Here is a 15575-nt window from a genome sequence, read left to right on the forward strand (position 1 = left end):
AGTCGACTCACTCCTGTCCCGCAGCGGGGCTGCTTGGCTTATTGGCCTCGCCGTGCAGCGAGGGCCGAGTCTCGGGTGCCGGGCGGCGATTCAGGCCCCAGACCTCAGAGGAATCCTGTTCAGCGGTGGCTGGGAGGGTCTCCGCTCGGCCTTGCTTGGTTTGGGCGGCTGCGTGGAGGATCGCGTTATAGCGGCCCTCTGGGTCCTTGGGGGCCGCCAGCACGCGCTCTAGTACGTCCGGGTCCAGGTTTTCCTCTTCGATTAGGCCGTAGCGGCGGATGTTCCGGTCTGCCACGGCTTGCAGGCGCGCCAAAACCTCCGGCTGTCCGGCTCCCTTGAACAGGTGCGCGAAACGTCGCTGTGGTCGCAGGTATTCCTCCACCGGAGCTGGGCGGCGGATCTTCATCACGGAGGTGATCTCCCCGCCTTCAGCCTCAAAGACGGGGAATAGTCCAGTCTGTGTAGCTAGCCGGGCAAGTTTCACGGTGATATTTGAGGCGGAGCCCCAACCCAGTGGGCAGGGCACCAGCACGTGGATATAGCGGGCGCCGTGCATGCTCATGGCTTTGGTGACCTTGTATTCCAGGTCCCGGAGGTCAGCGACCGTGGCAGTGGCTACGTAGGGGATTTCGTGGGCCATGGCGATACGCGCCATGTCCTTCCCCTGGCCGAACTCATTGCCGGGCTGTGGCCCGACGGGCTGAGTGGTTGCGGTGCGGGCAGTAGGCGGGGTCGCCCCGGAGCGCTGCACCCCGGTGTTCATATAGGCCTCGTTGTCGTAGCAGATGTAGAGCACGTCGTCGTTGCGCTCAAACATGCCGGAGAGGCAACCCATGCCAATATCCACGGTGCCGCCGTCGCCCCCTTGAGCTACCACTCGCGTGGCCTTTCCCAGGGAGCGCAATCCGGCAGCAGCACCAGCAGCGACTGCGGGGGCATTGCCGAATAGGGAGTGCAGCCAGGGGACCGTCCAGGCGGACTCCGGGTAGGGCGTGGAGAAGACCTCCAGGCAGCCGGTGGCATTGACTGAGACCAGGTCACCGCCAGTAGCCGCCATGGCGGAGTCCAGGGCGTATCGGGCCCCCAGGGCTTCACCGCAGCCTTGGCAAGCGCGGTGCCCGGAGGTGAGCGTGTTGAAGCGGTGTGGATCGGATTGGATGGACCGCAGTTGTTCCTCAGCTAGTCGGTTGCCGACGGCGTAGGAGCCGACCTGGTAGAACTTCACCTGCTCACGGGCAGGAATCTGGGTCTCCCGGACCTCCAGGATCCCTAACTCGACGGCGTTCATAGAGTCTCCTCCCCGCTATTGGGCTTGGGTGCCGCGCTTAGCACAGCGTCGGTGCGTGCTTGTGAGTCGCGCATAATGTTCTCGGCGGTTGGGCCACTGCGGCGGGAGCTAGCTTCGCGCTCCAGTTCGCGCTGCACCAGTTCCTCGTCTAGGTCCAGGAAGGTCTGGAAGAGCAGCTCGCCAGCAGCTAACTGGTCCAACATTTCATGCAGTGAGGCCTTAGTGATGGGGCGTCCGCCCAGGCCTGCCACTACCTCATAGTTGTCTAGGCTCAGGCCGCGCACTGCGGAACGGCAGTGGGAGGAGACGATTCCGCCGATGCCCACCGAGAAGGCCTTCTCAATATTGACAAAGCGCTTACACCCGCTGAGGGCCTCACGGACTGCCTCTGAGGGGAAGGGGCGGAAAGAGCAGATGCCTAGCACGCCCAGCTTTTCTCCGCCTTCGCGGCGCTCGTCCACGACATCTTTGATGGTGCCGAGCATGGAGCCCAGTGCCACGATCACCGTCTCAGCATCTTCTAGCTTGTAGGGGCGTACCAGGCCCCCGGAGTCGCGGCCGAATACTGCTTCGAAGTCCTTTTGGACCCGGGGAATGAGGTCGAGGGCCTGGAGTTGGCGGTGGTGGGCAAGGTAGCGGACTTCCGTATAGGCCTCCGGGCCAACCATCGCCCCGATAGACACCGGATTGGCTGGGTCTAGTACCTGGCGGGGTTCGTAGGGCGGCAGGAACTCAGCCACTTGAGCTTCCTCTGGCACGTCCACGGTCTCCATGGCGTGCGTGAGGACGAAGCCATCCATGCAGACCATGACGGGCAGGGAGAGCTCCTCGGCGATGCGGAAGGCCTGGACATGCAGGTCTGCCGCTTCTTGGTTGGTTTCCGCGTAGAGCTGGAGCCAGCCGGAGTCGCGTTGGCTCATGGCATCCGTGTGGTCGTTCCAGATATTGATGGGTGCGCCGATGGCGCGGTTGGCGACCGTCATGACGATTGGCAGCCCCAGGCCTGAGGCGTTGTAGACGGCCTCAACCATAAAGAGCAGGCCTTGAGAGGCGGTTGCCGTGTAGGTGCGGGCTCCGACGGCGGAGGCGCCAATGCAGGCGGACATAGCCGCAAACTCTGACTCCACGTTGATGTATTCGCAGCCGCTCAGGCGGCCTTGCTTCACGAGGGCGGACAGGGCCTCGACAATGTGGGTCTGAGGGCTGATGGGGTAGGCGGCGATGACGCCCGGGTGGCAGGCGGCAACGGCCTTTGCTACGGCCTGTGAACCTTCGATTTGCTCACGCATGGGGCTGCTCCTCCCGGGGGCTTTGGGTCTGTGCCTTGACTAGGTCGTAGGCGATGGTGGCGGCCTTTACGTTGGCCTCACCGATCTTTCCTGGGAAGCGTTTGCGGATCGCTTCCGCCATTGAGTCCAGCCGAATGAGTCCGGTAAGCGCTGCGGCACCAGCCAGCATGACGACGTTGGGGACCGGCCGCCCTAGGTGCGCCTTCGCGATTTCAAAGGCAGGGATGGTCACTACGCGACCGGCGGGGCGGCCTTCTAGCAGGCGTGTCAAGCCCAGTTCTGCGAGGTTCTTGCCGGAGTTGATTAGGGCGTAGCCGTCTGCTTTGAGGCCGGCAAAGACGTCCATAACTGCGAGCAGGGTGGGGTCCTGCACGATGATTAGGTCTGGTTCTAGGACGGGTTCGCGGGTGCGGATTTCCGCGTCGGTGATTCGGCAGAAGGACACGACGGGTGCGCCGGTGCGTTCTGATCCGAATGAGGGGAAGGCTTGAGCGTGATGCCCATCTGTGAAGGCTGCCATCGCAAGCAGGTCTGAGGCGGTGACGACGCCTTGACCTCCGCGACCGTGGATTCTCACTTCGACCATGTGCCGACGCTAAGCGCCAGTGAGCTTTGGCGCCCTGGTTCAGGATGGTTCTGCGGAATGCCGCGGTTTAGGGCTGACTGCAGCGGGGGAAAGTTGGTGTCCCACCTTCCCAATACGCACGCCTCGTATAACGGAAACTACATCTATGGGTGTTCGACGACCTTTGCCCCTAGCCGGGCTTCTACCCGGCCGCGCAGCATGGACACCAAGCTCATTCCAGCCAAAGTGCAGCCAGTCATGACACCCACAATGATCCAGGTGTTAGCTGTGGGCCAGTCCAGCAGGAAGAACCTCCGCGCACCGGGCAACACCACTCCCAACACAGCCAGGCCGCCCATAGTCAAGATCAAGCCCAGCCGCCAGCCCAGCAAAGGCCGGGCAGTAAGCGTCAGCAGCGCCAAACCACAGGCCACCAACACCAGGGTTGAACCAGTAGTTACCTGCGACTCGCTCGCCCCAGACAGGCTGAGCCAGGTGTGCGCCGCCAAGGTACAGCCGCCAGCCACCAATCCTGCAGGCACCGCCAGGCTCAAAACTCGAGCCAGGAATCCTTCGTGATATCGGCGCCGAGATGGAGCCAGAGCCAAAATGAAAGCAGGAATCCCGATCGTCAAGGAAGACACGATAGTGAGCTGGCGCGGCAGGAAGGGATAAGCGATAGCGGTCAAGGAGACCACCAGGGCAATAAGGCTGGCGTAGACGGTCTTCGAGAGGAATAGGGAGGCGATACGCTCGGTGTTGGCCATAACCCGCCGTCCTTCCGCCACCACGCCAGGCAGAGCCGCAAACTCACCGTTGAGGAGCACTAGCCGAGCCACGGCTTTGGTGGCCGGGGCACCGTTGCCCATGGCAATGCCCAGGTCAGCGTCCTTGAGGGCTAGGGCGTCGTTTACGCCATCACCGGTCATGGCGACGACGTGCCCGTCGGCCTTAAGCACTCGCACAAAGGCACGCTTCTGCTCCGGCGTGACCCGCCCCAGCACATCGGCCTCTTTCAGAGCTTGGCTGAGCACCGCGGCAGCCTCCGGTGCGGACTCGTCCTGAGGCAGTTGCCGCGCGTCCATGGACTTTAGTTCTCCGCCGTCTTCACGCGTGAGTCCAGCGCGACGGGCCACAGCGACCACAGTGGTGGGGTTGTCACCCGAGATGACTTTGGCGCGCACACCCTGTTCACGGAAGTAGGCCAGGGTCTGGGGGGCATCGGACCGCACCTGCTCGCTGAGGATCACCAGGGCGGCTGGCTCCAGGCCCCCGGGGAGCATGGCATCACCATCTTCAGGAGTCTCACAGCACTGCGGTGAACGGGCCAGGGCGACCACGCGAGCCCCGCCGTCGGCAAATTCCAAAACGGCGTGCAGAGCGGTGTTAGCGGCCTGTTGGTTGAGGCAAGCCCCGAGCACAATCTCTGGCGCCCCCATGACCCAGGTGGTGCCCTCTTGGCGCACAGCAGACCATTTGCGGGCCGAGGAGAAAGGCACGGCGGACTCCGGCACGGAAGCAGGCTGCTTAGCTGCCTCCCCCAGCACTCCCCCGGCCAGCCCTTCGGCAATGGCCTGAGCGGTGGCATTCTTAGCGTCCCCGCTAGACAGAGCCGCCAATGCGGAGACCATCGCGGCTGGCAGGCTTTCACCAGAGGTAGCTGTACCGTCGCTGCCAAGTGGCTGCACCTGTGTAAGGGTGATGCCCCCCGTGGTGATAGTGCCGGTCTTGTCCAGGCAGAGCGTGTCCACACGCGCCAAGACCTCCACTGCCGGAAGCTCCTGCACGAGAACGCGCTGGCGGGCGAGTTTCATGGCGGCAGTGGCAAAGTTGACGGAAGTGAGCAGCACCAATCCTTGCGGGACCATGCCAACAACCCCAGCGATGCCAGCTACTAGAGCGATCCGCCACTGCCCTGTGCTGAGGGCTTGATCCACTCCCCCAGCCTGCCGCATCTGCGACCAGACCAACACCAGGGCCACTGGCACGATCACCCAGGAGATCCAGCGCAGCACCCGGTTGGTGCCTTCCTGCAGCTCAGAGGTCACGGTGGAGTAGCGGCGTGCTTCGCGGGCTAGCCGATGGGCGTAGGAGTCTGCGCCGACAGCAGTCGCACGCACCAGCGCGCTGCCCGCGGTGACGGTGGTACCAGACATCACCCGGCCTCCAGATTGCGGGCGCACAGCCACAGATTCCCCGGTAAGAATCGACTCGTCTACCTCCAGGCCACTGGACTCCAAGACCGCGGCGTCAGCCGGGATTTGCTGGCCCGAACGGAGGTGGAGCACGTCGTCTAGGACGATCTCAGCGACGTCGATCTCTGTCTCCTGTCCCGCGCGGATCACGTGAGCGCGGGGGGCCTCCAGAACTGCCAGGCGGTCCAGAGCCCGTTTGGCGCGGATCTCGGCAATAGTGCCGGTGGCGGTGTTGAGCACAAGCACAAACCCGAAGAGGGCGTCACGCCAGTTGCCCACTAGCAGCACCACTACCAGCGCCGCCCCCAGTATGGCGTTGAAGATGGTCAAGACATTAGAGCGCAGGATCTGCGCGGCAGAGCGGGAGGTGCGTTCCTTGTAGGCGTTGGTGCGGCCATCAGCCACACGCTCCGCTACTTCTGCCGGGCTCAATCCCTGCAATTCTGCCGAAGTCGTCGTCATGTGCTCAGACTAGCTTCCGCGTCCGGACCAGAGAGGCGACGGTGACAATCACCAAAGTCACCACGATCACACCTAGTGAGACGGCGGTGGAAGGCTCTGGAATAGCGAGCACCGGCTGTCCACCGTTGATGAAGGGCAACTCGTTCTCGTGCAGCGCATGGTTGATGAGTTTCAAGCCGATGAAGCCCAGGATGACCCCCAAGCCGTAGGGCAGGAACACCAGGCGCTCCAGCAGGCCGTCGATCAGGAAGAAGAGTTGCCGCAGGCCCAGCAGAGAGAAGGCGGTGGCGGAGAAGACCAGGAAGGGCTCCTGCGTGAGTCCGAAGATCGCGGGTATGGAGTCGAATGCGAACATGAGGTCTGCTGATCCCAGGGCGATCACCACGATTAGCAGCGGAGTGATGAGGGTGCGGCCACCGTGCCGGTGGATTAGGCGGTTTCCGACGAAGCCGTCAGTGGTGGGCCAAATGCGGCGCACCAGGCGAGTGACGCCGTTGTCCACAAAGTTTGCGGCCTCCTCCTCATCATCGTGCTCTTCGGGGCCTGCATCCATGACCTGCTTGATAGCGGTGTAGATGAGGAAAGCACCAAAGATGTAGAAGACCCAGCTGAAATGCTCGATAAGGGCGGCGCCCATCAGGATGAAGGCGAAGCGGAAGACCAGAGCGATGATGATCCCCAGCAGCAGGGCTTTCTGCTGGAAGTCGCGGGGAACTCTGAAGGCGCGAAGGATCAGGATGAAGACGAAGAGATTGTCCACGCTCAGCGACCATTCGGTGATCCAGCCCGCGTAGAATTCTTGGGCGTATAGGCTGCCGCTGAAGTACCAGATGGCAGCGCCATAAAGGACCGCCAGGGTGGCGTATCCCAGGGTCCAGGTGGTGGCTTCACGCATGGTCGGCGGGTGTGGGTTGCGAGCGTGGCCCATGAAATCCACGGTCAGCAGGATTACCACCAGCAGGATGAGGATGCCCCAGGCAAGCGGGGTCACGGTCACTTTATGCACCTCCGGTACGGGTCGGGTACCGGAGGTCTCTTCCCGCCATGCCTGCCGTTGGCCTGCCCACACCTGGTTACAGGGTGGTGCCTGAGCTGGTCTGGCCTGCAACGCCGGGGGCCTACCGTACGGGTTGGGCCTGCCGTGGTGACGACGTCGCTGTTGGTGGGAGTACTCCCCTCCGTGTTGTTTTCCGGGTAAGTCTATCGGCCAGGTTGCCGTCTCAGGGCCTTGCCCGGCTCCCATGCCTGTGGAATCGGCTACGGCAGGGGCAACAAACTGGCCTACCTCAGTCAGCAGCGCGCATGGAACGCAGTTCCTTCTTAAGGTCCTGGATCTCATCCCGCAAGCGGGCCGCCAACTCAAAGTGCAGGTCCTCGGCGGCGGCGTGCATCTGGGCAGTGAGTTCCGCAATTAGGCCCGCTAAGTCTGATTGCGCCGCCCCGGCCAGGCGTTCACGAACGGTGGCTTCAGCGGCCTTCTTGCGTCCCGCACGAGTACGGTTCTCCTCGTGCCCCCGGTAACCGGTACCTAGCAGCTCAGCAGTGTCCACGTCTTCACGGGCCAGCATGTCGGTAACGTCCGCGATCTTCTTGCGCAGCGGCTGCGGATCAATGCCGTGTTCGGCGTTATAAGCGAGCTGCTTGGCGCGGCGTCGCTCAGTCTCCTCAATGGCCTCAGTCATGGCCGCAGTCCGCTTATCTGCGTACATATGCACCTCGCCAGAAACATTGCGGGCGGCGCGACCGATGGTCTGAATAAGGGAGCGGGTGGAGCGCAGGAAGCCCTCCTTATCCGCATCCAGGATGGACACTAGTGAGACCTCGGGCAGGTCTAGTCCTTCACGCAGCAGGTTGATGCCGACCAGCACATCAAACTGTCCTAGACGTAACTCCCGTAAGAGTTCTACGCGGCGCAGCGTGTCCACATCTGAGTGCAGGTATTCCACGCGCACACCGCGCTCCGCCAGATAAGTGGTGAGGTCTTCGGCCATGCGCTTGGTGAGGGTGGTGACCAGCACACGCTCGTCTTGGTCAACCCGTTGGCGCACTTCCTCCAGCAGGTCGTCGATCTGCCCTTGGGTCGGTTTCACAACGATCTTGGGGTCCACCAAGCCGGTGGGGCGGATGATCTGCTCAACGACGCCGTCGGAGCGCTGCATCTCGTAGTCACCTGGGGTGGCGGACAGGTAGACGGTCTGGCCGACACGCTCCTCAAACTCCGCAAAAGTCAAGGGCCGGTTGTCCAGGGCGCTAGGCAGGCGGAAGCCGTGCTCCACCAGGGTGCGTTTACGTGAGGCGTCCCCTTCGTGCATGGCACCGATCTGCGGCACGGTGACGTGCGACTCATCAATGACCAGCAGGAAGTCCTCAGGGAAATAGTCCAGGAGGGTGTTGGGAGGCGTGCCCTTCTCACGGCCGTCAATGTGCAGCGAGTAGTTCTCCACACCAGAGCAAATACCGATCTGCTGGAGCATCTCTAGGTCATAGGTTGTGCGCATGCGCAGGCGTTGGGCTTCCAGGAGTTTCCCGGTGCGTTCCAGCTCCTGGAGGCGAGCGGCCAGCTCTACCTGGATACCGTTTATGGCTTGCTCCATGCGTTCGGGGCCGGCCACATAGTGAGAGGCCGGGAAGACAAAGACCTGGTTGGTGGTACCGATTACCTCCCCGGTGACGGGGTGCAGGGTGGCTAAGGCCTCAATCTCGTCGCCAAACATCTCAATGCGGATCGCCAACTCCTCATACATGGGAATGATCTCGATCGTGTCCCCGCGCACACGGAAGGTGCCGCGGGTGAAGTCGATGTCATTGCGCGCGTACTGCATGGTCACGAAGCGGCGCAGCAACTCGTCGCGGTCAATTTCCTGGCCCACATGTAGGGGCGTCATACGGTCCACGTATTCCTGGGGGGTGCCCAGACCGTAAATGCAGGAGACGGAGGAGACCACCACGACGTCGCGGCGCGTGAGCAGGGAGTTTGTGGCTGAGTGACGCAGCCGCTCCACCTCATCATTGATGGAGGAGTCTTTTTCGATGAAGGTATCCGTCTGGGGTACGTAGGCCTCAGGCTGGTAGTAGTCGTAGTAGGAGACGAAGTATTCGACGGCGTTGTTTGGCAGCAGCTCTCGGAACTCAGCCGCCATCTGGGCCGCCAGGGTCTTGTTGGGCTCCAAGATAAGCGTGGGCCGCTGCACCTGCTCTACCAGCCAGGCGGTGGTGGCTGATTTGCCCGTGCCGGTTGCTCCCAGCAGGACGATGTCCTTCTCCCCCGCCTTGAGCCGCTCGGTGAGCTCAGCGATTGCGGTGGGTTGGTCCCCGGAAGGTTGGTAAGGGCTGATTACCTCGAAGGGGTTTTCAGCGCGGCGCAGGTCGGTGACGGGTCGCATGGCGTCAGGCTACGCGGTACCCCTGACACAAACCTGCGCCAGTTAGTTCTCAGCAACTCCAGTTCTGGATCCCCTGCGCGAGCCTGCTAGTGCGCCAGCCTGGCGTTAGCTCAGTAGCGCCCCACCCCATTCAACGGCGGTGAAGCCAGTGCGCTCCGGCGCCGTGGTGAGATTCTGCTCTGGTACTCCCCCGGCTGGGGCATCGCCAATCAACATAAAGACGCGAATAAAGGTGTCAGGTGTAATGACAGCGCCAGTCACCGTGTCTGTCAGGGTGTAGCGGACCACCTGGGTGTACCAGTCAGTGGCAAAGGTGACCAGGGAACGGCTCCGCGCAGCCAGCTGCGGGGCCCAGTAGGTGATGAAGTCGGCAGCTTCCCTTTGCGTCAGTCCCAGGAGTGCCAACTTGTGCTCAAGAAAGGCTGTCTCCTGCCCGGTCTCTACCACGAAGCCCTCATTTTGGGTCAGAGCTGGAGCATTCTTGCCTTCCCAGAACAGGCTCGGGTAGTGGCGTCCGGAAGCGTCTGTCAGTGTGCCATCGGTGGCGGCGTGGACCCGCCAGATGGCCACCTTTCCCCTGCGCTCTGGCTCGGGGTAGCAGTAGGTGAGTTGGCCGTTGTATTCGAGGCGCACTTCCAGGTCGGTAGGTGCCTCGGGGTAGAGATAGAGGACTGGCTTCTTCGGTTCTGGACCTAGTGAATGCTTGGAATCGTCTGCTGGCTCGCTCTTAGTTGGAGCCTGCGTAGGATTGCTGGGCACGTCCTGCCTGCTGGAGGGGCCGCAGCCTGTCAGCAGCACTGCACCTGAGGCTGCTGCTGCAACCATCGCGGCACGCCGCGTCAACAGCAAAGGTGAATGCTCAGGAAACAGGGTGATCGGGGTCTTAACGGTCATGCTCACTCCTCAGGAACGCGTGGCGCCGCTCACCTTCTCAGGCTAAGGGGATCGCCGCCCTAAGGACATGGGACAAGCTGCCCGGATTATCGACTACGGTTTGGATATTCCCTGCAGCCGTTCCCATAGCCTGTCCACCTGCTCCTGCAAAGCCGCTAGAGTGCCAGAGTTGTCCAGCACTACGTCGGCCACAGCGCGACGTTGCGCGTCACTGGCCTGGTTAGCCATGCGGGCCAGCGCCTCTTCACGTGACAGGCCGCGCGCATCCAGTCGCGCCAATCGGTTCGCCGCGCTAGCTTCAACGACGACGACCACATCGAACTGTTCCGCTAGGCGCTGCTCGACCAACAGAGGTACGTCATACACCGCCACTTGCCCGACCCTGGCCTGCGCTAGGCGCTGCTGTGCGGCGGCAGAGATCCGCGGCAAAGTGATTGCCTCCAGTCGGGCCCTGGCGCTTTCGTCAGCAAATACAACTCGCCCCAAGGCCCCGCGATTCAGGCTGCCGTCAGGATAAAAAACCTGATCACCGAACTGCTCCCGGACCTCTGCCAAAGCCAAGGAGCCTGGCGCGAGCACCTGGCGCGCTAGGGCATCGGCGTCGACGACGAAGGCTCCCTTATCGGCCAGCATCCTGGCGACAGTGGATTTGCCGGAGCCAATGCCGCCGGTTAGGCCCACTAGGAGTGCCCGGTTATTTTGGCTCGCCTCCACCACCGTAGAGAGCTGGCGTCCTTCGCTCACCATGCCGTCCAGGCTACTCTGCCAAGTTAGCTGGAAACCGTTCCGCTACCCTTGCCAGCCTCAATATCCTTTAGCGACAAGGCCGCTTGGGTGGCCGAGGCTTCCCTTGGCGCGAGCTACAGCAAAGCCGACGGCCCGCTCACCATTTGGGTGAGCGGGCCGTCTAAGCAGTTGCGGCGGGACCCCGCCGTCGTCAGCTACCTCAGTTGCCGGTCAGCTTCTCGCGCAGAGCTGCGAGAGCCTCGTCGGAAGCCAGGGTGCCGGAGGCCTCCGGAGCAGCGGAGGAGTAAGAGGTCTGCGGGGCCGGAGCAGCCTCACTGGTCTCCACGTCCTCCTCCATGGCCTTGGCGACCTGAGCCTTGTGGGACTCCCAGCGGGCGTGGGCAGCGGCATACTCCGCCTCCCAGGCCTCGCGCTGAGCCTCGTAGCCCTCGAGCCACTCATTGGTCTCCGGGTCGAAGCCCTCGGGATACTTGTAGTTGCCCTGCTCGTCGTACTCGGCGGCCATGCCGTAGAGGGACGGGTCGAAGTCCTCAGAGCTGGGGTCAATGCCCTCGTTGGCCTGCTTGAGGGACAGCGAGATGCGACGGCGCTCCAGGTCGATGTCGATGACCTTGACGAAGACCTCGTCACCAACCTTGGCAACCTGCTCGGGCACCTCGACGTGGCGCTGAGCCAGCTCGGAGATGTGGACCAGACCCTCGATGCCGTCCTCCACGCGCACGAAAGCGCCGAAGGGAACCAGCTTGGTGACCTTGCCTGGGACAACCTGGCCGATGGCGTGGGTGCGGGCGAAAGCCTGCCACGGGTCTTCCTGGGTCGCCTTCAGCGACAGGGAGACGCGCTCGCGGTCGAAGTCGACGTCCAGGACCTCGACGGTAACCTCCTGGCCCACCTCGACGACCTCGGACGGGTGGTCGATGTGCTTCCAAGACAGCTCGGAGACGTGCACCAGACCGTCCACGCCGCCCAGGTCCACGAAGGCACCAAAGTTGACGATAGAGGAAACCACACCGGAGCGGACCTGGCCCTTCTGCAGGGTCTGCAGGAAGTTGGTGCGGACCTCGGACTGGGTCTGCTCCAGGAAGGCGCGGCGGGAGAGCACCACGTTGTTGCGGTTCTTGTCCAGCTCGATGATCTTGGCCTCGAGCTCGCGGCCCACGTAGGGCTGCAGGTCGCGCACGCGGCGCATCTCAACCAGGGAGGCGGGCAGGAAGCCACGCAGGCCGATGTCCAGGATGAGACCACCCTTGACCACCTCGATGACGGAGCCGGTGACGACGCCGTCCTCTTCCTTGACGCGCTCGATGGTGCCCCAGGCGCGCTCGTACTGCGCACGCTTCTTGCTCAGGAGCAGACGACCCTCTTTGTCCTCCTTCTGGAGCACCAGGGCCTCAATCTCTTCGCCGACGGTGACGATCTCGTCAGGGTCGACGTCGTGCTTGATGGACAGCTCACGAGCGAGGATGACACCCTCGGTCTTGTAGCCGATGTCAAGAAGGACCTCGTCGTGGTCGACCTTGACGACGGTGCCCTCGACGATGTCGCCATCATCGAAGTACTTGATGGTCTCGTCGACGGCAGCGAGGATCTCCTCGGGAGTGCCGATGTCGTTTACGGCAACCGGGTCGATGCTCGGCTGGCTGGGCTTGGTGGTGGTCATTGAGTGGGTGCTCCGAATGCGGACAGATGGGTCGGGTGGACAGAATCCATGCGTCTCCGTCAATACGCACCAGCCCGGACTGGTTTCGTTAAACGGTACGATCCCGAGGGAGCGCACAGACGCACGAAGGCGACTCTATCAGGCGCAGGCGAATGCGTAAGCCGTAGGAAGCCTCAAGTAACCGTCAGCTAGTACGTGCAATCTGTCACGAAAAGGCCACAGCTGCACTGTTACTTGGTCGTTATGCCTGCCGCCACACCCACCAAGCTCAGTGCGCGGCCTCTCGCCAGCTGTGCCCACGCCCCACTGACACCTCCAGTGGCACAGCCAGTTCAGCGGCGGCTCCCATGCGCTCACGTAGCACCGCTTCCACCGCCTCAACCTGCCCGGGTGCAGCCTCCACCAAGAGTTCATCATGAATCTGCAGGAGCAGACGGCTACCTGGCGCCTGCTCGGGCAGGGCCTGCCAGACCTCCGCCATGGCTAGCTTGATGATGTCTGCAGCGCTGCCCTGGATCGGGGCATTCAGGGCAGCCCGCTCAGCCATCTCCCGGAGTTGACGGTTGTCACTGTTGAGGTCAGGCAGGTAGCGGCGGCGCCCGAACATGGTCTGGGTGAAACCGTCCAAACGCGCCTGCTCCACAATCGAGTCCAGATAGCGCTTAACTTTGCCAAAGCGCTCAAAGTAGCGCTCTTGCAGGGAGGCAGCCTCCGGCGTAGAGATGCCCAGCTGCTTGGATAAGCCGTAGGCGGAGAGCCCATAGACCAGCCCGTAGCTCATGGCTTTGATCTGGTTGCGCTGCTGGGGTGTGACGTCCTCAACCTCAATTTCATTGACCAAGGCCGCCACGTAGCTGTGCAAGTCCTCCCCGAGTTGAAGGCACTAATCAGCGCCTCGTCCTCAGAGAGGTGAGCCATGATGCGCATCTCGATCTGGGAGTAGTCGGCCGTAACCAGGCACTCGTAGTCCTTGCCACTCACAAAGGCCTCGCGAATACGCCTACCTTCCTCAGTGCGGGCCGGGATGTTCTGCAAATTGGGCTCTGCGGAGGACAGTCGGCCAGTGGCCGCCACGGTCTGCTGGAAGGTGGTGTGGATGCGGCCATCTGGAAGCACGGCTTTGCGCAGCCCTTCAACCGTCTGTCGGAGTTTGATGGCATCGCGGTGCTCCAGCAGGTGCTCCAGGAAAGGATGACCTGTCTTAGCAAATAGCTCCGTCAAGGCTCCGGCATCAGTGGTATAACCGGTCTTGGTCTTGCGGGTGCGTGGCATATCCAACTCGTCAAAGAGCACGGTCTGGAGTTGCTTGGGGCTGGATAGGTTGAGCTCGTGACCAGCGGCCTTATAGGCCTCCGTCTGGGCGTGCACGACGCGCGCGTCCAGCTCTGCCTCGCGTTCGGCCAACACCTCTTGATCTATGGCAATACCGGCGTCCTCCATATCTGCCAAAGCGGCCGACACGCGCATTTCAAGACCCATAAGCCCGTCGGCCTCGCGACGCTTTAGTTCAGCCAATAAGGCCTGGCGCAGCGGCAATTGCAGGGCAGCTCGGCGGGCGCTGGCGAGCAGGGTGGCGGGGACGGTATCAGCGCTGAGAGCCTCCAGATCGAAAGCCCCCTGGGCTTGCGTGTTATCGGCTCCGAGGGCTGAAGGGTCGATACCCAGCCAGCGCTGTGCTAAGGCCTCGACGTCGTAGCTGCGCTGCTCAGGGCGGCAGAGATAGCCAGCGATGCCCGGGTCGAAGCCGCTCAGGTCCAGGTTGAAGCCTCGGCCGCGCAGCCGGTGCCACGCTGCCTTGGCATCCGTGACTACCTTCTCTGGGTGGTGGCCGCCTAGAAGCTGTTCCAGAGCCGCCTCATCCTGTGGCTGCAGGTTGGCAGTGTCGGCCACCAAGGCCTGCTGGCCATCGCTGATCGCGATGATATTGGCATCACCTGCGCCTGGGTGTGCCGAGCCGACGACGTCTACGCCAAGGCCTTTGAGGCTGCCTGCCTCTGCTGCCGCTGCCCACCCCAGCTTGGCCTTAAGCCAGGCCTCCAGAGTGCTGGCTTTGACGTCTTGGCCGAGCACAGCGACGGGCAGGCTACTAAGCCGGGCTGCAAGTGACTGTTCCTCCTCAGCGTCCTCCGGAGCCTGGTCAGCCAGATCGGTGAAGCTCAAGATTCGGCTGGCACGCTCAGCCAGAGTGCGGAACTCAAGCTTCTCAAAGACTTCTTGAACGGCGTGGCGGTCAGCCCCAGTCAGGCGCAGGTCCTGCTGGGGGCTGACACCCAGTTCCAGATCGGTGAGCAGCGCGTTTAGGTGGCGGTTACGACGCACGTCATCTAGATGGGCACGTAGGTTCTCCCCGGCTTTGCCTTTGATGTTCTCCGCATTGGCCAGCACGCCGTCGAGGCCGTCGTACTGGTTGATCCATTTGGCGGCAGTTTTGGGGCCTACGCCGGGCACGCCCGGGAGGTTGTCGCTGGTCTCCCCTACTAGAGCAGCCAAGTGCGGATAGCGCTCAGGGGTGACGCCGTAGCGCTCCTGGACCTCCTGAGGAGTCATACGGCGCAGCGTGGAGACACCTTTGATGGGGTAAAGGACCGTGCAGTCAGCGTTAACCAGTTGGAAGGTGTCCCGGTCCCCGGAGCAGATCAACACCTCCATGCCCTCCGCCTGCCCGGTGTGGGCCAGGGTGGCCAAGATATCGTCCGCCTCATAGCCCGGGGCGGTGAAGGTACGCACTTGCATAGCTGCCAGGACGTCCTGAATCAGCTCAATCTGCCCGATGAAGGGCTGAGGGGTCTCGTCACGGGTGCCCTTGTACTCGGAGTACTCCTCCGTGCGGAAGGTGCCGCCGGGCAGGTCAAAGGCCACAGCCACGTGGGTGGGCGCCTCGGAATCGAGCAGGGACAGAAACATGGAGGTGAAGCCGTGCACCGCATTAGTAGCTTGGCCCGTGGAGGTGGTGAAGTTCTCCACCGGCAGGGCATAGAAGGCGCGGAAGGCCATGGAGTGGCCATCGATCAACAGGAGTCTGACCGGCTTGGTGGCGGCGTCAGTGCTCGGCGGAACGGTTTCCGGGCTGGTTTTCATCTGGCTCACCGTGC

At 62.7% G+C, this 15575-nt stretch carries 9 protein-coding genes and 1 pseudogene; all 10 read right to left on the minus strand.

What is annotated here, in order from left to right; translation table 11 throughout:
- Positions 1-7 precede the first annotated feature (7 nt).
- Positions 8-1288 (minus strand): thiamine pyrophosphate-dependent enzyme, encoded by a 1281-nt coding sequence (locus DR039_RS00125; RefSeq protein WP_111835395.1) that lies wholly within the window; start codon positions 1286-1288, stop codon positions 8-10.
- A complete protein-coding gene (porA, locus tag DR039_RS00130) occupies positions 1285-2577 on the minus strand; it encodes a pyruvate ferredoxin oxidoreductase (protein ID WP_111835396.1) in 1293 nt (430 codons plus the stop codon). The genes DR039_RS00125 and porA overlap by 4 nt, the downstream gene beginning before the upstream one ends.
- A complete protein-coding gene (locus tag DR039_RS00135) occupies positions 2570-3163 on the minus strand; it encodes a 2-oxoacid:acceptor oxidoreductase family protein (RefSeq protein WP_111835397.1) in 594 nt (197 codons plus the stop codon). Before DR039_RS00135 ends, porA begins: the two co-directional genes overlap by 8 nt.
- Before the next feature lie 143 nt (positions 3164-3306).
- A complete protein-coding gene (locus DR039_RS00140) occupies positions 3307-5799 on the minus strand; it encodes an HAD-IC family P-type ATPase (RefSeq protein ID WP_111835398.1) in 2493 nt (830 codons plus the stop codon).
- Between the two features lie 4 nt (positions 5800-5803).
- Entirely contained in the window at positions 5804-6796 is a 993-nt protein-coding gene (locus DR039_RS00145; protein WP_111835399.1) for a TerC/Alx family metal homeostasis membrane protein, read from the minus strand.
- A gap of 289 nt (positions 6797-7085) precedes the next feature.
- The gene (gene uvrB, locus DR039_RS00150) at positions 7086-9182 is read right to left on the minus strand and encodes an excinuclease ABC subunit UvrB (protein WP_111835400.1); all 2097 of its coding nucleotides are present in this window, start codon (positions 9180-9182) and stop codon (positions 7086-7088) included.
- Between the two features lie 105 nt (positions 9183-9287).
- On the minus strand, positions 9288-10076 hold the full coding sequence (locus tag DR039_RS00155; RefSeq protein WP_111835401.1) for a transcriptional initiation protein Tat: 789 nt from the start codon (positions 10074-10076) through the stop codon (positions 9288-9290).
- Positions 10077-10169: 93 nt separating this feature from the next.
- Positions 10170-10823 carry a dephospho-CoA kinase gene (gene coaE / locus DR039_RS00160; protein WP_170166887.1) on the minus strand — a complete coding sequence of 218 codons (654 nt, stop codon included), beginning with the start codon at positions 10821-10823 and terminating at the stop codon, positions 10170-10172.
- 199 nt (positions 10824-11022) lie between these two features.
- Positions 11023-12483 (minus strand): 30S ribosomal protein S1, encoded by a 1461-nt coding sequence (rpsA, locus tag DR039_RS00165; RefSeq protein WP_111835402.1) that lies wholly within the window; start codon positions 12481-12483, stop codon positions 11023-11025.
- A gap of 268 nt (positions 12484-12751) precedes the next feature.
- Positions 12752-15570, minus strand: a pseudogene (gene polA / locus DR039_RS00170) (DNA polymerase I).
- Positions 15571-15575: the final 5 nt, after the last annotated feature.

It is taken from the genome of Actinomyces bovis, from assembly GCF_900444995.1.
Taxonomy (GTDB): domain Bacteria; phylum Actinomycetota; class Actinomycetes; order Actinomycetales; family Actinomycetaceae; genus Actinomyces; species Actinomyces bovis.

Excerpts from the sequence above, each read along its gene's own strand:
- DR039_RS00125 (WP_111835395.1), bottom strand. The coding sequence starts at position 1,288 with ATGAACGCCGTCGAGTTAGGGATCCTGGAGGTCCGGGAGACCCAGATT.
- porA (WP_111835396.1), bottom strand. The coding sequence starts at position 2,577 with ATGCGTGAGCAAATCGAAGGTTCACAGGCCGTAGCAAAGGCCGTTGCC.
- DR039_RS00135 (WP_111835397.1), bottom strand. The coding sequence starts at position 3,163 with ATGGTCGAAGTGAGAATCCACGGTCGCGGAGGTCAAGGCGTCGTCACC.
- DR039_RS00140 (WP_111835398.1), bottom strand. The coding sequence starts at position 5,799 with ATGACGACGACTTCGGCAGAATTGCAGGGATTGAGCCCGGCAGAAGTA.
- uvrB (WP_111835400.1), bottom strand. The coding sequence starts at position 9,182 with ATGCGACCCGTCACCGACCTGCGCCGCGCTGAAAACCCCTTCGAGGTA.
- DR039_RS00155 (WP_111835401.1), bottom strand. The coding sequence starts at position 10,076 with ATGACCGTTAAGACCCCGATCACCCTGTTTCCTGAGCATTCACCTTTG.
- coaE (WP_170166887.1), bottom strand. The coding sequence starts at position 10,823 with ATGGTGAGCGAAGGACGCCAGCTCTCTACGGTGGTGGAGGCGAGCCAA.
- rpsA (WP_111835402.1), bottom strand. The coding sequence starts at position 12,483 with ATGACCACCACCAAGCCCAGCCAGCCGAGCATCGACCCGGTTGCCGTA.